The organism is Anaerolineales bacterium (assembly GCA_015075625.1).
In the GTDB taxonomy this organism is placed as follows: Bacteria; Chloroflexota; Anaerolineae; order Aggregatilineales; family UBA2796; genus UBA2796.
The window spans coordinates 159,995-175,959 of the sequence record JABTTZ010000004.1 but is presented as its reverse complement, the minus strand read 5'-3'; the positions used below and the strand labels follow the sequence as shown (position 1 = coordinate 175,959).

Genomic DNA, 15,965 nt, shown 5'->3' with positions numbered 1-15,965 from the left:
ATCTTCATCGAACACAGGTGTAAAATCCTAACACACATCACTTTTCTACCCAAAACAAACTGAACCAAAACCAGAAAATCCCCCCCATCAAATGAGACAAGGAGTTGACATCATGACCGCAGAACACGACGTCCCCACCCCGGTGGACACGGAACTCTCTGCGCCTGTGGCAGAAGCCGCCCCGGAAGTAACCCGGGAAGCGGTTGTGGAGATGCCACTAGCAACCGCCGCTGAGACAACCACTGAGACGACCACACAGACTGTCGCTGAACCCCTCACTGAAACCACATCTGTTTCTCCCCTTGCCGAATTAAAGACAAAAGCAAAGTTGCAAGGCAAAGTGACGCGCCTTGAACTCTTTGGCGCATTTGTTGATGTCGGGGTGGGTGTCGATGGGTTGGTTCACATTTCCCAGATTCGGGAAGAGCCTGTAAAGAATGTGAACGACGCGCTGACTGTTGGGCAAGAAGTGACGGTATGGGTGCGCAAGGTTGACACAAACGCCGAACGCCTTGACCTAACCATGATCGAAATGCCCGGTTTGTTGTGGAACGAACTTGCCATTGGGCAAACCTACAGCGGCACGGTGGTGCGCTTGGAGAAATTTGGCGCGTTTGTCGATATTGGCGCAGAACGCCCCGGCATGGTGCATGTTTCCGAGCTTGCCAGCGGCTATGTCAGTTCGCCGGAAGAAATCGTCAAAGTAGGCGATACGGTGACGGCAAAGGTGATCAAGCTGAACAAGGGCAAGAAGCAGATCGACCTCAGCCTGAAGGCGTTGGAAGAAAAGATTGAAATGCCCGTTGAAGAAACGCCCTCTGAAAAACCCCTGAGCGCCTTTGAGATTGCCCTGCGCCGTGCTATGGCAAAGACGGACGACGCCTTCCCCGAAGTGGAAAAAGCGTTAGCAAATGTGGCGGCGGGAAGCAAACAAGACAAACGCAAGCGCGAGAACAAGCGCAGCGCCAATGAGAAGCTCCGCCAGCAGCAAGAGGAGATTTTCAAGCGCACCTTAACAACCAGCGGGAAAAAGTAGCAAGGCGCAAGCATTTGCGGAGTATGCCGCGACTTTCACTGCCCGCATCTTTGGCAAGGGGCAGTTTAGCTATCTAGGGCATTGTTCAAGGAGATTGCCCCTTATTGCTTGACATGCCTACTCATCACGCTGTACTTCTGGATTGCGGCAGGCTGTGGTGATCAAGGATAAAACAACTCCGCCCATACTTCTTGTAAGAAGGCTAGTTGCCCTTCAGCCAGAGAGGGTACTGCAATCCTCACCCGCACAGAGATCGCTGCCTCGGTTTTTCCCGCCCATTGGGGCGTTCTTTAAGCACGCCCCTTACCTTGCTCGTTTGCGCCACAGCATACCTACACACATCCAATGCGAAACCGTCGGGCTAAGGCTGACCACCCCTACGCAGCTTAGCAATCCACCCTCGCCCTATTGTCCTCTTTTCGGCAACAAGAGAAGGAACGAATGCCGCCCTGCACCCGGACGCCTCCTGAGGCATCCGGGCAATCCCGCCGCTCTAAGGTGTCTCTTGAGAGGCATTGCTCGGTGCAGCATTGGGTGCATCTTTCCCATGCCCATTGCCGTTGCCCTTCCCATGCCCGTTCCCATTTTCGATGCGCAGTTGGTAAGGGACAGTAGTCACAACGACGTGATCAATGTTCTGCAACCCTAAGCTGAAGATATAGGCACTGTTTTGGTGCAGCACCTGCTCCCATGCGCTATCCATGACGAGGTGTCCCATAATTACATTCACATAGCCATCGGGGTGCTTATTCCGCTCGGCCGTAACATACTCGCGGATCGGTTCAACAAGGTGGCGAAAGGGAGACTCGATGACCACCAACTTATCTAAATCTTCGCCACCAATGCGATCCGCCCACTTTTTCTTCACTATGTCAACGCGATCCTCGCTGAGTGCGATGTGCAGTGCTGTCCAGGGCGTCCCCAGTGAGCGGGCATACTCTACAAGGCGCAGCGTTCCAATGTGAACATCATCAATGAGCAGCACCGTCGAAACAACATGGTGGCTGCGATCCAACTGCCGCCCTTGTGCGGAAAGCTGCTTTGCCACCTCTTTGTAGTGGTTGTGGATACGAAAGAAAACCGCTACTAAAGTGGGGATTAAAAACACGACCAACCACGCCCCAGAGGAAAACTTCGTCACGGCAAAGATGAGCATAACGAAGAACGTACACACGGCGCCTAATCCGCTCACTACAATTTGAATGCGCCAATGAGGATCATACGCTAGGACGCTCGATCTTGTTTTCACCGGTTGCTCTGGGGTGAGGATGCCCCGTTTCATCATGCGTGCAATCTTGCGGTAACGGACGACCATCCCCGATTGTGAGAGGGTAAAACTGAGAAACACCCCAATGGCATAGAGCGGAATGAGGGCGCTGGTCTGGGCGTTTAGAAAGACGACCAGCAAAATTGAGAACAAACCTAAGGTGGCAATCCCAACGGAATAGACCAGCCGCGAGCCGCGAATCGTGAGGTGACGGGGGAGGAAGCCATCTCCGGCAATCAGCGCCGCCAAACGCGGGAAATCGGCATAGCTGGTGTTTGCCGCCATTAACAGGATCAGCGTTGTGCCAAGCAAGGTGGCAAAATACAAAACATGCCCTTGCCCGTAGACCCCCCGCGCCATTTGAGAAATGACGGTTTCTTGATGTGAAGGGAAGGCATGGACAGCATTTGCCAACAAGGTAAACCCAATAAACAGGGTGATCAGGATCGTTGACATGGCAACGAGGGTGGCAGCGGCGTTCTTGCTTTTGGGGTCTTTGAAAGCAGTGATCCCGTTGCTGATCGCCTCAATCCCGGTGAGCGCGGTACACCCAGAGGAAAACGCTCGCAGAATCAAAAACAATGTCAATGGCTCGATCAAAGCGTAATGAACGACTTCCACACAACCGGGGGTTCGTAACCCCTCGGCACAGGGCTGCATCATTCCCAAGTTGCCGCTTGCCGCGCTGATCCCGCCGACGATGAGCATGAGGAATGCCATGCTGACGAAGAAATAAGTGGGGACGGCGAATACCCGCCCGGATTCCTTCACGCCGCGCAGATTCATCAGCGTCATGAGGACGATCACCGCTACCGCAATCTGGACGCGATAGGGCGATAAGGTTGGCACGGCGGAGACAATCTGCGCCACTCCCGCACTGATGCTCACGGCGACAGTCAGAATGTAATCGGTGAGCAGTGCTGCCCCACCCACCTGCGCAGCGGTTTCTCCAAAGTTATCGCGGGCGACAATGTACGCTCCACCACCGTTGGGATATGCCATGATCGTCTGGCGGTAGCTGATCGTCACAATCGCTAGAAGGACGGCGATGCAAATGGCAATGGGAATGGAGACTCCAAAGGAGTTCGCGCCGATTGCCGTCCCCGCGAAGGCGAGGATGACGAGAATTTCCTCGGTGGCGTAGGCGGTGCTGGAGAGCGCATCAGAGGCGAATACTGCCAACCCCACAAAACGGCTGATTGCCTGATGGGGCAGGTCTTTCGTGGCTAAGGGTTTCCCAACGATGGAGCGCCACAGTTTTCCGGCTATGGTGCGCGGTGGCTTCGTAGCAAGGGTGGTCATAGACTTCTTCGATTATCTCCCTTGAGAGACATAAACTTCCCAGACACAGGCAAGACTAATAGCGCTTTATTTATTTTGACATTTCAAATGTATTATTTCTTGATTTTGTCTACAACCACGTCCATTAGCATACCACAAAGGTGCAAGATTGACTAGGCGTTGTGCATAAACCCCCAAAGTTGAGGGGAAATGGCTTCCTAAGTACCACCACATTGAAAAGGCGGGCTGACGTATGATCCCGCCGCTAAAGCAGCGGGCTGAAAACAGCCACCCCTTCGGGGCTTAAAAGGCATATCCGTATGGGCTTTTCCGTCGTCCCCACCCCAAAGGGCTTTTTTGTTTGTACTTAGTAGACCATCAAGAAGGTAATCATAGAGAGAGACAGTCCTCATCCCCCTGCGACCCACCTTCGGTGTGTACCCGCTCTCCCTGTGAGAGAAGGGAGAATCACGTCTTTGAGGGGGCTTCCCCTCACCCCCTCGCCCGCAGAATTTCTCCCCTTTCCCTGTGTACGGGGAAAGGGGGTGGGGGATAGGGGGTCTTTTAGAAATCTTTCTGACGGATGACTAGCCCCATAGAGGTGGTTAGCCTTAGCCCACGCCTTCAGCGGCGGGCGTCCCTACGGGGATGCAGGGGGTGGGGATTTTTCCGAGGTATGGTAGAATCCCCTCCCTATGATCGCCCTCCTCGCCAACCTTGCTCTTTTAGTTGGGGCGCACCTCGTTGCCCTTCAGATTCGTTTGCGGATTCCTTGGGGAAACTCCCTCGGCGCAGAGTATCAAGGCGACCCGCCGCTGATCTATGGGATCGCCCTCGGCACGGCGCTGCTGACTTTCCTCATTACGGCAATGGCGCATCGCTTAGGGACGCATCCGCTGTCCCGTTATCGCCTGACGCTCCTCCCTACCCTCACCTCGTTAGTGCTGATGGCACTCGGCGTGGTCGTCCTGCTGCCAGATGTCTCCCAATTGCAGATGATCTATTTTGGGATAACCGGCGTTGTTTTGGCACTCCTCACCGTCGCCTACCCCAACCGCCTTATGCGCCACAAGCCGCCCGGCGCGTTGTGGGCAAACCTGCGTACTCTCGTCACCAATCGAGCGCTGGTGGGGCTGTGGCTGCGCTACACCATCCAAGCCCGCTACAGCCAGACACTCCTGGGCATTTTGTGGATCATTTTGCTGCCTCTGGCAACCTCGCTTGTTTTGGCGCTGGCGTTCTCCCAAATTTTGCGGGTGGAATTCGGCGTGCCGTTCGTCTCGTTCTTCCTCTCTGGTTTGGTCTTTTGGGGTTTGCTCAGTCAGGGGACGCTGAACGGGCTGACGGCGCTCGTCGCCAAGATGGGCTTGCTAAACCAAGTCCCCCTCCCCCGCGAGATTCCCGTTCTACTGGCACTTGGGGAGGCACTGGTAGACCTGATCTTCACCTTTGGCGCAATGCTCATCGTCAACGCCCTGAATGGGATTTTCCCCAACGCTTACTATGTCTACTTGATCCCGCTGCTCGCTATTTTCATCGCCTTCACTTTAGGGATTATGTGCATCGTTAGCTGCCTGACGGTGATCGTCCGCGATATGCCGCAACTGGTGTCCGTCATCCTGCAATTATTCTTCTACCTGACGCCGATTCTCTATCCGGTGGCAAGCATTCCTGACCATCTCCGCGTACTGGTCTTGATCAACCCCTTGGCGGGGGTCATTCAGGGTGTGCGTGATGTGATCCTCTACGCCCGCCCGCCCGATCCTCTGACGCTCTACTATCCGGCGGTGGTGGCGGCGGCTCTGCTCTACACGGGCTATGCCTTCTTCCTTGCCAACAAAGATCGGGTAACCGACTATGCCTAAACGTGCCGCTGAGTGTGTGCCGATTATCACCATTGATCACGTCTATAAACGCTATGCCCGTCGGGAGTCACGCCCTAGCCTGCGCCACGAGGCGGCAACCGCCCTTCGTCGCCTGCTCAACCGGGGCGGGGAGCGCTTAGAATCCCATTTGTTCTGGGCGCTGGAAGATGTCCATTTCAGCATCCAGCCCGGCGAGTGCGTCGCCATTGTTGGGCGCAACGGTTCGGGCAAGACGACGCTGCTCCGCCTAATCGCCGGAATCATGCCCCCCACACAGGGGACGGTCAGCATACGGGGGCGCTTTGCTGCGCTCTTAGGGTTAGGGGCGGGCTTCCTGCCTGATCTTTCTGGGCGGAAGAATATCTACCTGAATGCCGCTATTCACGGCGTCCCCCCTCGCCAGACCGACGAAATTATCGAGGCGATTATTGAATTTGCTGAGATTCGTCCCTTCATCGATTCACCCGTCAAGCATTATTCCAGTGGGATGATCGCCCGCTTGGGGTTCAGCGTCGCCGTTCACATCTTGCCCGATGTCGTCCTTCTAGATGAAGTCCTAGCGGTGGGTGATGCTGCCTTTCAAGAAAAATGCCTCGCACGGGTGGCGCAGTTGAAGGCAGATGGTCACACGATTTTGTTCGTCTCCCACGCGGCAGAGAGCGTGCGTGCGCTTTGCGAACGGAGCATCTGGCTGCACGAGGGGCGCATCCAGCACGATGGGGCAACCGAGAATGTTCTGAGCGCCTATGAACGGGCGTTACATGGAGGCTGAATGATGGGTACATCCGCTGGGTCATTTGATGTGATTGTCATTGGTTTAGGCGTTGTTGGCTCAGCGGCAGCCTATCAGCTTGCCCGCAGCGGAGTCGGCGTGGTTGGACTGGAGCAGTTCCACCCTAATCACACCTTTGGCAGTTCGCACGGCGAATCGCGGATCATCCGTTATGCCTATGACACGCCCCTATACATCCAATGGGTGCGCGAGGCATATCTGGCGTGGGCAGCCATGGAACAGGATTCCGAGCGGCGGCTACTGCATATCACCGGCGGCTACGATTTCGGCAATGAGTCGATTCCCACGTATGCAGCAACGCGGGCAGCAATGAGTGCCGAAGGCGTCCCCTTCGAGGTCTTGACGGCTGAGGAGGTGGCACGGCGCGTCCCGCAGTTTCGCCCTCCACCAACCATGGAGACCCTCTACCAAGCGGAAACGGGTGTCCTGATCGCCTCGGAGTGCGTCCATGCGCTGGCGAAAATGGCGGCACGACATGGCGCGGCGCTCCATTACGACACACAGGTGACGCGCATCCTCCCCGGCGCCGATCATGTCCGCGTGGAGACGACGGGCGGAGCGTTCGAGGCGGGATCGGTGATCATGGCAGCGGGAGCATGGATGAGCGGATTGTTGCGCGGGCTTGATCTGGCACTCCCTTTTCAGCCCACCCGCGAACAAGTTGTCTATTTTGATACCAGAGCGGGCTACCGGCTTGGCGAACTGCCCGTGTTTATTGGGCATGATGGCTTTTTCTATGGCTTGCCCGATGTGCGCGGAAGCGGGATGAAGGTTGGCGTTCACTGCAACCACGAAGATACCGATCCCGACGCCGTGAAACGGAGCGGCGACCCCGCCTATGCCGAACGGGTGGCGGCGTTCGTCCGGGCATACCTGCCCGCTGTCGATACCTCGGTGAAGGAGATGCGCGTCTGCCTCTACACAATGACGCCCGATTCCCATTTTCTGTTGGATCGTCACCCCGCCTATCCCAACGTGATCCTCGCCTCGCCTTGTTCGGGGCATGGGTTCAAGTTTGGGATTCTGAGTGGTAAAGTTGCCGCGCAGTTGGCGCGGGGGGAAACCCCAACCCTACCAATAGATGCCCTGTCAGTGCGGCGATTTACTCTCTAAACATCTAAACAAAGGAGATGCAGAAATGTCCATCATCACTCACAACCCAGTGGGGCTGTATCCCCAGTACACCTGTTACAACCATGCTGTTGAAATCACGAGCGGCGCACGCCTTCTGATTATCAGTGGACTCAACGGTTATTTAGCGGATGGGCAAACGATGCCCGAAACCTTTGAGGAACAAGGTGAGATCATCTGGCAGTATTTGGGGGCAATTCTTGCCTCGGCAGGGATGACCTACACAAATTTGATCTCGGTCAGAACCTATCTGGCAAGCCCGGAGTACGATGACGCTAATGTCCGGCTGCGGAAAAAGTATTTAGGGACGCACGCCATAACCCTAACTGTCGTCTGTGCGCAGCTTCTTGACCCACGCTGGAAGTTAGAGGTAGAGGCGATGGCGGCAGGGTGAAAAAATTACCCCAAGCAGCCTGAAGCAGCGCAGCACATTACCTTTCAAGCTCCCTAGGGGTGGACAGCCCTAGCCCGCTGCTTTAGCGGCGGGCAACACTCCCCAATATACCGTCCTATTTGGCGTTTGTGTGCATCTCAAAGGTGACGCCCACCGTCGCGCTGATGACGATCTGCCCCGGCGCAAATGTCCCCTCGATTTCGGGGGCAGGATCGCTGCTCACCGATTGAATCACGTTTTGACTTATGTTATTTGTGTTTCCTCTCCCCCACCATGAGCCATAAAAGGACTGCCACCCCGCGCCATACTCTTGAATCGAGGTGGGGCGTCCAATCGTCTGTCCCAATGCCCCGCTAAGCGCTTCTGCCTTCTCCTGCGCCGCTTTGATAGCCAAATCCCGCGCTTGGTCACGGTACTTGCGCAGTTCCGTCGTGCGGAAATCAATCCCATGGACGTAATCCGCGCCGGCGTTAAGCGCTGCTGAGAGCAGCGCATCAAATTTTGAAATATCTTTCAAGGTAAAGACGATGGTCTTTCGGACAAAATAGCCATCGCGGTATTTGACCTCGCCGCTGTTGTAGACGTAGTGCGGTTCAACAGTGATGAAATCAACTTTTACTTGCTCGGCGGCAATGACGAATGTCTCGGCAAGTTTCAGCACCGCTGCCACCCGCGTATCGTTATCTAATGTCGCCAGTTTTAAATCTTTGGCGAAACTCTCTACCCCCAACGTCAGAACAACCTCATCGGGGACAACGCGAATCTCGGCGCTTCCGGTGACGGTAATCACCCCCGGTTCGTCGAATGTTCCCCCTTGTGCAAGGGCTTCCCCCACCCGCGCCGAGGGAAACAGGGAGAGGGCAGCCAGCACCACAAATGCCGCTACAACAAGGAAAATACGCTTGGTAACCATGATTAATCCTCCTGAACAGTCAATAACGAAGGCGGAATGGTTTTCTTGTGAATCGCCGCGGAATCGCTTACAACATTTTTCAAGGAAACTGACCCCCTTATTGGTTGACGCCCCTGATCGTCATGATATACTTACCGATGGGCATGTGGCAGTGATCAAGGGGGAAAGTAATAAACGCCCGTCCTTCTTGTCAGAAGGCTGGTTGCAGTCCAACCAGCGAGGGTACTGCAATGATATGTTCACGAGCAAGGCAATTTTTCCCCATCTCCGTTTAGCCTTTACCTCCCCACTCTCCCCGCAGCGAGCGCGGTGGGCGTTGTGGGCGATGGTCGGCATCTTGCTGTTGGTCACTGCTAGCCGTATTTTGCGCCTTGAGACGCTCAACCTCCAAAAAGATGAGGTATGGACGGTCTGGATCACGCTTGGGACGGTACGTCAAACCCTCGATTGGGTCGGCTATGATTGGCCCCCCGCGCATTTCCTCCTTGTTCATGGCTGGCGCGTCCTGACCGGAATCAGCCCCTTTGCCATGCGCTTCTCAACGATCCTCACGATGCTGCTGTGCGTCGCCCTCGTCTACCGCTTGGGGATGCGGCTCTTTGGGACGCGGGCAGGGGTGTTCACGGCGGGGGCGTTCAGCGCCTTCACCTACATGATCTTGCTCAGCACGGTGGTGCGCGGCTACGTCTTACACCTGACGGTGTGGGTGTGGGCGATGATCCTTGCCTTGCGCTATATGGAAAAGGCGCACCCTTCGCGGCTGCGGGGGGTGTGCCTCGGCGTCGTCATGGCGGGGATGTTTTACGTCCATAACACGGCGATCTTCGGCATGGCAATGATCGGACTCTATACCCTGATCACGAACCGCCGCCCACTGTGGGAATTCATCCGCCGCTGGCTGATCCCCGCCGCAATCACGGCGTTCTTGTGTCTGCCGGAGGCGCTTTCCAAGCTGGATGCCATTCGCCAAAAGCGTGAGATTGTCGAAAAATACATTCCCTATGTACCCCCCGGAGAGCGTTTGGTCAATCACTATTTGGATTATGTTGGTGGGCAGCCCGCCTTATGGATCGCCCTTTTCCTGATCGCCGCCGCGCTGGTTTGGGATCGGTGGGGAGTTCGGCGGCGCATGCTTGCCATGACCGCATGGGTGCTGGCGCCAGTTGCCTTGTTGTGGATTGCGGCGGGGATTGATGGCTTTCAGGCGCGCCACCTTGCGTGGGTTATGGTGGGCTTTGCCTTGTGGATTGGGGCGGGGTTGGCGCTTTTGCCGCGTCCGGCGCTCATCGCCTGTGCCGCCGTGTTTGCCGTTGGGATGTTTGACCGTCTGCCGCTCGATGAGCGTTACGAGACCGTACAGCGCCTCCCCTTCGTTACCATGTTCAGCGAACTGCAAGGACGTCACCGCGATGGGGATGCGCTCTTGCTTGACCTGACCTGTGCTGGCTGCATCCCTATTGACGCCGAGGAATGGGATTACTTCACCCGCGCTTACTTCCCACACGGCGGCTTGACCTTTGTCACAGCGGAGCAGATCGACGCCACCCCAGAGCGCTATCCGCGCCTGTGGCTGGTCACCTTTACCGGAAAAGGGCGTGAGGACTACCGCCTTCGGGCTGAAAACGGACGCGCCCAAGGGGAAACCTTTGGCGATGTGGTGTTCACCTTCACCCGCTACGAAGCCCCGCCCAACCCAGAGGGGATTATGTTTGTGAACGGGATTCGCTTTCACGGGGCAGAACTGCTCAATGATGCTGGACTCCCCCTTGTCTGGCGGGAGGGTGATACGGTGCGGGTGCGCCTGTGGTGGTCAGCCGCCGCCCCGCAAGAGCGCGATTTCAGCATCGGCGTGTATTTCTGGGAGGAAGGCAAGGGCGTCACCGCGCAAGCCGACGGCGCACCCGCGCTGCTCAGTGGCGATCCGGCTACCTCGCGCTGGACGGTGGGGCAATACTATGTAGAAGAACGCCCCCTGACCCTTCCCTATCCCCTGCTCACAGGGAATTATGCAATCATGCTCTCCGTTTACCAGTGGTGGGATGGGGTGCGGGTGACGGCGCCGGGCGTGACGCCGGATACCCTGCTCCCGATTGGGATGATCTATGTCAAATCGTGGTAAGCACATGATTGGCGGGAAGCGCCGGCGGATTGCCATGCTGGTGGCGCTCATGGTGGCGACAGGCTTAGCGTGCAGCGGGCTAAACGATGTCGTTGGGCAGCGCCCTGCCCGTCCAACGCCCACGCCTGAACCTTTTGCCACCGCCACCCCCGGCGGGCGCGTCTCGGTGATGATTGGGACAAACGCCGCCCCCGGACGCCAAACGCCAATCCCATTCGGGGAGATTGTCGCTCCGGCGGCAACAGCAACCGTCTTGGCGGCAACCGTCATCGCGGCGACGGCGGCGGCAAACGCCACCCCAAACCTCCCCTTTTATGTGCCGGATGCTTGCCCAAATCCAGCGTCGCCGCTCCCGCCGGATAAGCCCGTCTCTTTCACCCAGTACCCAGAGGCAATCGGTCAATACCTTTCGGTGGGCGGCTCGCCCGCGTTGTTGGAGGGTGTTTTGCGCAGTTGGGGGTCAATCCGCGAGGGGGCGCTCGTCCAAGCCGATACTGACCTCACCGGGGATGGTATTGCCGAGATCGTGATCGCTCTCTATGACCCGTTGGCGTTTGTGGAAGGGCAGGCATCGCCCGGCGTGCTGCTTGTCTATGGCTGTGCGCAGGGGGGCTATCGGCTGCTGTTCAACACCGTCTATAGCCCAACGGTGATCCTCCCCGAATTAAAGCGCGTGGGCGATATGAACGGCGATGCCCGCGCCGAACTCGTGTTTACCCAAGCCACCTGTACGGCGCTTGGCTGCGACCTGATCGCCAACATCTATTCGTGGAGTGCGACGCTCGGCGTCTTTAAGACGCTGAACACCATTCCCATCAACGCGACGGGGGGCAAAGTCGGCATTGGCGACCCCGACGGGGACGGCGTGTTGGAACTTACCGTCACCTACAATCCGGCGCTGACGGCAAGCTCTGGACCGACGCGGCAGGCGGTGGATTATTGGGATTGGGATGGGAGTGTCTACCGTATGGCAATGACGGCGCTCCCACCGGCTGCCTACCTGATCCACGCCGTCCACGATGCCGATACGCTGTTCACCTTGCAAGCATGGGAAGAAGCCTTAGAAAAGTATGATGCCGTTCGTTTGGGGCGCAATCTTCAAGCATGGAATCTCCCCAACGAGGCGATCATGTTGAAGGCATATGCCACCTATCGAAAAATGTTGATTCAGGCGTTCAACGAGCAGCGCCGGACGGCAACGCTCACCCTAGAGCGGATCAAAACGGAAAATCCCCCCGGCACACCGGGCGAGGGCTACGTTGTGATTGGGCAAGCCTTCATTGATACGCTGAACAAAACGCGGAATGTGGGAAAGGCGTGCGCCGCCGCAGTTGCCGCGCTGCCCGCCCGCCCTGAAACCCTGATCTATTTGAACAGCTATGGCTATGCCAACCGTACCTACAGCCTTGCCGAGATGTGTCCTTTCAAGGAGTAGTCGCCCATCATCCGCATTCCATTTAACGCCCTCACCCCCTAGCCCGCAAGGCTGAGGGGGAAAGCCAGCCCTCTGTAGGGACGCCCCCAGGTGGCATCCCTACAGGGGTGTGGTGGGGAGATAGCAGGCGGGCGACCACGTGGGGTCGCCCCTACAGAGGTAGTCAGTGTTTCTATTGCAGTACCCTCACTGGTTGGGCTGCAACCAGCCTTCTTACAAGAAGGGCGGGCGTCGTTCGTTTACGCTTTAGATCACCACCGCCTAGCCCATTGGTAAGTATATCGTGATAAGCGGGACTGTCAACCACTAAGGGGTCAATCTCCTTGAAAAATGCTGTAGGTGTTACAACGAGGGAATGTGGACGAAATCAATATCGCCATTCTTGGCACAAAATTTATGGGCAAGGCGCACAGCAGCGCATGGCTGAACGCGCCCCGTTTTTTCGATGTTCCCCTTCACCCCGTCTTGAAGGTTGCTTGTGGGCAAGATGGCGACGCCCTTGCCGCTTTTGCTGCGCGGTGGGGCTGGCAAGCGGTGGAAACCGATTGGCGGAAGGTGATTGCCCGCGATGATGTGAATATCGTGGATATTGCCCTCCCAACGCACCTTCATCATGAGGTGGCGGTGGCAGCGGCAAAAGCGGGCAAACACATTTTCTGCGAAAAACCGCTGGCGCTGAACCTTGCCCAAGCGGAGAGCATGTATGAGGCGGCAAAGAGTGCCGGAATCGTCCATTACCTGAATCATAATTATCGCCGCGTCCCCGCCGTTATGTTGGCAAAACAGTTGATTGACGAGGGCAAAATCGGGCGGATTTTTCATTGGCGGGGCTGCTACCTTCAATCGTGGGTGGTCGATCCCAATTTTCCGCTCACATGGCATTTACGCAAAGAAACCGCCGGATCGGGACCACACGGCGATCTGAATTCGCACAGCATCGATCTGGCGCGTTTTTTGGTAGGGGAAATCAGCACCGTAATGGCAATGACCACAAATTTTGTGAAGGAGCGCCCACTCCCCGGCAAGGGGGCGGCAACCTTTAGCGCGGGCAGCGGGGAGACTACCTCGAGGGGCGAGGTGACCGTGGAAGATGCCGCCTTCCTCGTCGTCAAGTTTGCCAATGGTGCGTTGGGATCCTTTGAGGCGACGCGCTTTGCCACTGGACGAAAAAATTACAACGCCTTCGAGATTTACGGGAGCAAGGGAAGTCTGCTGTTCAACCTTGAGCGGATGAACGAACTTCAGTATTTTTCTGCCGACGACCCCGCCTATGCACAGGGTTTCCGTGACATTCTGGCAACAGAGCGCGGTCATGCCTATATGGAGGGGTGGTGGCCCCCCGGTCATATCATCGGCTATGAGCATGAATTCACCCATGCCGTCGTTGACTTTTTGAAGGCGGTGGCGTCCGGCACGGAAATTCGCCCCAATTTTGAGGATGGCGTCGTCGCTACCAAGGTTTTGGAGGCGGCATTGCACTCCGCCGCGACAGGGACGCGCATCACCGTAGACTGAGGGGGCGTCCCTACGAAGGTGCGGGCGGAATGGCGGGTTAGAACGTTACCACAGGCTAGGTTCTGGTGATCGGGTAATTCTTGTAGGGGCGCAATGCTTGCGCCCATCGCCACCCGTGAGCGCCCGCCGCTAAAGCAGCGGGCTGAAAGCAATCACCCCTTCGGGGCTTGGAAGCCCTAACCCCCACTTTGTAAACAGAGACCGGGCCTCTCTCCCCCTTTCCCTGTCTGCGGGAAAAGGCGACTGCTGCGCAGTAACCGGGGCGGATAGGGGTTCTGAACCAAAAACGTCAACACAACCTAGTTGGTCTCTTTTGAGGGTTCCCCTTCTTGGCAGATGGTCCTTTTCTATTTACGGACAAGACCTAAAGGACGGGGCTGAAAGCAAGGAAAGACCGAAACCCTGTTTTTGGTAGCGGCGCATTGTATGCGCTCGTCGCCCCGTGTTTTACCCCCCCGCATCCCCTGTAGGGACACGCTACAGCGCGTCCGCACCGCTACCCTGACGGGAGGAGAGGATGATCTTCATATCCGCCGTGTAGACGCGGCTGGCATCGCGGGGGGCGCCGATCTCCACCCGATCATAGAGGGTGATTCCGGTTTTGATCAGCTGCCACAAAAGCGCCCGAAGCCGCCCTCGCCATGAATGAGGGATCGCCCCATATTCCTCAAAAATCGGCGCGGAAAAGCCCGTCAGACGCGCTAACTGACGCCATGCGGCTGGCGTGAAGCCCGTCTCGTGGGTGAAGTCCCAGTAGCGTGTTGCCCCGCCAAAAGGGGAGAGTCCGTTGGGGGTCACAGCGATGAGCCGACCCGAAGGCGTCAGCGCCCGCCGGATCAGCCCCAAGAGGGTGATGATCTCCGCCTTGTGCAAATGCTCAAAAACGTTCAAGGCGGCGATCAACCCAAAGGGGGGACGCTCCGCCGCGAGGTGATTCACCAAATAGGTAATCAGGTTGCCCTCGCTAAGGTTGGGCAAGCCCATGGTCCGCCCTAAGGCAAGCCCCTCAGCGTTCAAATCAACGCCATAGAGAGTATGATAGCCTCGCCCCCACAGAAAATGAAGGAACTCCCCCGCCCCGCAGCCAAGATCAAGGATGGGGACATTTTTTTCGGAGGGCAGCCACTGCGCCCAGCGTCCGGCATATTGTCGCGCCGCCGCCGCATAGGTGGCGGGATCCGCGGTGGTGGGGAGATCGTTTGTCGTGTGGTAAGCGGTAAAAAAGGCTGCCCGATAATCTGGTGGAAGGCTCGGATCCTTTGGATTCGGTTTGTCGCCCATCGTCGGCACTCGTTTGGGGTGTGAGGGATCAGCCCGCTGAGGCGTGATCATAGAGGCGGTGGTAGAGTGCTTGTAGGTTTGCTCTATGAAGCGCACGCACCTTGCCGCCCAACAGAATCCGGCTTTTACCAAACTTTTCAAGGTCAATGCCATCGAAATATTTCTCAGGGTCTGCCTTACTGTGGGCGATCTCAACATGTTTGCGAACTTCCTCAAGATAGCGCAGATCGCTGCGAATCTTGCCCTCGATCTCGCCACGCAAAACAACCTCACCGTGACCTTGAACAATATTTTCCAAAAGCTGATAGGGAATCGCCCGCAAAGACTCGCGGAAGGCGCTGTAATCACCATCCACGAAAAAGGGAATCGCCATGAGTGTATCCGCCGCAAAGAGGACGCGATCCTCACGCACCAAGACGCAGATCGAATCGGGGCTGTGTCCGGGGGTGTGGGTCAATTGAAAGGATTTATCGCCAATAGTCAGTAAGAATTCACTCTCGTTGAAAACAACTTGGGGGAGGATCACCTCTACCTCTGCCAGTTCGGTGCTTCCCACCCGTGCCTCAGCCAACGCCGCCCGCCCGCGTGTTTCCAGCAGATCGGCACATTTGGCGTGGGCAATAACCGTCGCGTTGGGAAACAAATACGTCCCATAGGTGTGATCAGCGTGGTAATGGGTATTGATCACATAGCGGACTTTTTGGCGAAGGCGTGTTTCGACATACTGCTTAAGTGCCAGCGTTTCTTCGGGAAAAAGAAGGGTATCTATGAGAACGGCGCCATCGGTGGTGAGAACAATGCCAGCGGTAACTTGGGCATACCGTTCGCTGGTGAATACATAAATGTCATCTGCGACGCGCTCACGATGCATAACTCGCCTTATCCCACGACTGCAACGAACGACTACGATCAGACCTCAGCGAATGGGCGCACAG

General features: G+C 56.8%; 12 protein-coding genes. 8 read left to right on the top strand and 4 right to left on the bottom strand.

The window, feature by feature from the left end; all coding sequences use genetic code 11:
* The first annotated feature begins 112 nt into the window (after positions 1-112).
* Positions 113-1,036: a S1 RNA-binding domain-containing protein gene (locus HS103_18430; GenBank protein MBE7514773.1), complete on the top strand. Its 924-nt coding sequence runs from the start codon at positions 113-115 to the stop codon at positions 1,034-1,036.
* A 493-nt stretch (positions 1,037-1,529) separates the two neighbouring features.
* Here HS103_18430 and HS103_18425 read toward each other — a convergent pair whose 3' ends face one another.
* Complete coding sequence (locus tag HS103_18425; GenBank protein MBE7514772.1) at positions 1,530-3,605, bottom strand: APC family permease; 2,076 nt, start codon at positions 3,603-3,605, stop codon at positions 1,530-1,532.
* Between the two features lie 674 nt (positions 3,606-4,279).
* On the opposite strand from HS103_18425, the gene HS103_18420 reads away from it, so the two are divergent.
* From HS103_18420 to HS103_18405, 4 genes are read left to right on the top strand one after another with little or no spacing between them, the layout of a single operon-like run.
* Positions 4,280-5,449, top strand: a complete 1,170-nt coding sequence (locus HS103_18420) for an ABC transporter permease (protein MBE7514771.1) — start codon at positions 4,280-4,282, stop codon at positions 5,447-5,449.
* Positions 5,442-6,221, top strand: coding sequence for an ABC transporter ATP-binding protein (locus HS103_18415; GenBank protein ID MBE7514770.1), 780 nt, complete (start codon positions 5,442-5,444; stop codon positions 6,219-6,221). The genes HS103_18420 and HS103_18415 overlap by 8 nt, the downstream gene beginning before the upstream one ends.
* Positions 6,222-7,355: an N-methyl-L-tryptophan oxidase gene (gene solA, locus HS103_18410; protein MBE7514769.1), complete on the top strand. Its 1,134-nt coding sequence runs from the start codon at positions 6,222-6,224 to the stop codon at positions 7,353-7,355.
* Positions 7,356-7,380: 25 nt separating this feature from the next.
* Positions 7,381-7,767 (top strand): RidA family protein, encoded by a 387-nt coding sequence (locus HS103_18405; protein ID MBE7514768.1) that lies wholly within the window; start codon positions 7,381-7,383, stop codon positions 7,765-7,767.
* Between the two features lie 115 nt (positions 7,768-7,882).
* Here HS103_18405 and HS103_18400 read toward each other — a convergent pair whose 3' ends face one another.
* Complete coding sequence (locus tag HS103_18400; GenBank protein MBE7514767.1) at positions 7,883-8,680, bottom strand: SIMPL domain-containing protein; 798 nt, start codon at positions 8,678-8,680, stop codon at positions 7,883-7,885.
* Positions 8,681-8,780: 100 nt separating this feature from the next.
* On the opposite strand from HS103_18400, the gene HS103_18395 reads away from it, so the two are divergent.
* The 3 genes from HS103_18395 (at position 8,781) to HS103_18385 (ending at position 13,749) form a co-directional block, all read left to right on the top strand.
* Complete coding sequence (locus tag HS103_18395) at positions 8,781-10,799, top strand: glycosyltransferase family 39 protein (protein MBE7514766.1); 2,019 nt, start codon at positions 8,781-8,783, stop codon at positions 10,797-10,799.
* Complete coding sequence (locus tag HS103_18390) at positions 10,783-12,234, top strand: hypothetical protein (protein ID MBE7514765.1); 1,452 nt, start codon at positions 10,783-10,785, stop codon at positions 12,232-12,234. The genes HS103_18395 and HS103_18390 overlap by 17 nt, the downstream gene beginning before the upstream one ends.
* A gap of 357 nt (positions 12,235-12,591) precedes the next feature.
* Positions 12,592-13,749, top strand: coding sequence for a Gfo/Idh/MocA family oxidoreductase (locus HS103_18385; GenBank protein MBE7514764.1), 1,158 nt, complete (start codon positions 12,592-12,594; stop codon positions 13,747-13,749).
* Between the two features lie 477 nt (positions 13,750-14,226).
* Here the strand turns inward: HS103_18385 and HS103_18380 are convergent, their stop codons facing one another.
* Together HS103_18380 and HS103_18375 are read right to left on the bottom strand one after the other, a co-directional pair.
* Complete coding sequence (locus HS103_18380) at positions 14,227-15,030, bottom strand: class I SAM-dependent methyltransferase (protein ID MBE7514763.1); 804 nt, start codon at positions 15,028-15,030, stop codon at positions 14,227-14,229.
* Between the two features lie 28 nt (positions 15,031-15,058).
* Positions 15,059-15,901, bottom strand: a complete 843-nt coding sequence (locus HS103_18375) for an MBL fold metallo-hydrolase (protein MBE7514762.1) — start codon at positions 15,899-15,901, stop codon at positions 15,059-15,061.
* Positions 15,902-15,965: the final 64 nt, after the last annotated feature.